Origin of the sequence: Taibaiella helva, assembly GCF_003545695.1 — a bacterium.
Classification (GTDB): Bacteria; Bacteroidota; Bacteroidia; order Chitinophagales; family Chitinophagaceae; genus Taibaiella; species Taibaiella helva.
This window is the reverse complement of sequence record NZ_QUZZ01000031.1, coordinates 1-1,658: the sequence shown is the minus strand read 5'-3', so window position 1 is coordinate 1,658 and position 1,658 is coordinate 1. Positions and strand designations below refer to the sequence as shown.

1 protein-coding gene is annotated in these 1,658 nt (G+C 57.7%); it reads right to left on the bottom strand.

Annotated features, from left to right (window positions below; genetic code table 11):
- On the bottom strand, positions 1 to 1,658 hold a 1,658-nt coding region (locus DZC79_RS20980), incomplete at both ends, for a hypothetical protein (protein WP_118953575.1).

The following is a 1,658-nucleotide window of genomic DNA, read 5'->3' as shown; positions in this document are numbered from 1 at the left end:
GCATTGCGCAGCCTGATGCTGTCGCCCTCGCCCACGGGACGCAGGTAAGGATAGTCGCTTATGGTAGCCTGCACATTGCCCAGGTGGTTGCTCAGCTCGTACTGCTTCTCGCCCCGGGTATGGCCGGCCAGGAAGGGGCTGCCCTCCGTCTGGTTCCAGGGTTGCTGCGCCAGGGCGCTGATGTCGTCGTTGTATTCCAGGCTGTACCAGGGCCTGCGGGCGTTCAGGGTTACCGTATCGGCTACCGGCTGCGGGCCGCTGTTGTCCCAGTTGAGGTAATACTGTCCCGGCAGGTACTTCTTAAGGCCCAGGCGGCTGCTGCCATAGAGGTGATGCTCGGCCAGCGATACCCTTCTTGATCTGACCACCTCCTCATATACGGTATGGATAATGGAATCGGTAATGACCCAGGGCCGCCATAGGTCTGCATAATACCAGGGCCTGATCCAGGGCACTGCGGCCAGGCTGTTGTAAACGGCTGTGAGATCGTTATTGGCGCCATTCGCAATGTAATGGTTCAGGAACGCTGCGGGATCGTTGTCGTAGACCACTTGCAGCAGCATCTGCCGGTCGCTGGTCTTGCTCATCCAGTCGCGTGCCTTGTCCCAGGTATCGAAATAGGCGCCGAGCACGGTATCGCTGGCGCTGCGCGCCAGGGCGTTCTGGCAATAGCCCACCAGCAGGGCGCGGTCCCTGGTATCGAAATATACGGGGCTGGCCAGTATGGCGCCATCGGTGCAGAACTGCTGCAGGAAAGACCAGTATTGATCGCCAAAGCCATCGTACACGATCTTTTTATTGAGGCCGTCGGCGACCTCCGCGATGCGTTCAGGATTACTTTTAAGTGTCTTATGGAGCTTGTCTGCATTGGTTGCCGGTTGGCCTTCCTGGTAATCGATGCCCATATCCCGGAACTGTTGCTGCATCATGCTGTCGGCATAGGTGCACAGGAGCTCCAGGGTATGCGGGCGGATAGACGTCTCGGTCTCCTTCGACAGCAGGTCATTGAAAAAGCGCGTATTCTGACCCTCATCCTGGTGGAGATCGTTGTACAGGGCGGCGGCCAGCAAGGGCTGCCCGGTTTGCACCGTAAAGCCCCGCAGGTTCTGGTAAAAGTCGGGGTATTCGCCCGCAAAGCTGAGCAGGTTGCCTTTTACGGCCTTGCTATGGGCTACATAGAAGGAGACCGGCCAGGCCTGGGCCAGCTGGGACATATAGCTGTCATTTTTTGAGACCTGTCCCTGCAGGACCGCTTTGAAGTGGGCTTCCTGTGCAAAATGAGGCGCTACGATATGGGAAAGGAAAGTATAGTGCTCGGCCATCAGCCGGGTGGTGATGTACTCCACCCATTGGCGGGTATCGAGGGTATAGCGGCTTTCGGCATCGTATACGGCCAGTATATTGCCCTGTGCATCGCGTACATAATAATCGGAGCGTTCAAAGGTGGTATCGCCGCTGCTGCGCACCACCGATTTGAGGTAGCGGTTGCCGGCGCCGTCGTAGGCAAAGTCCAGGTTGTTGCCCAGGCTGTCCCTGCGGGTCTGTGTCACTTTGTTGTAATGGTTCCACAGGATCGTATCCTGCCCGCTCACCTGGTCTTTGATGGTGTTGCCGGTGGCATCGTACAGGTAACGGGAAGCGGCCGTATTGGTATAATG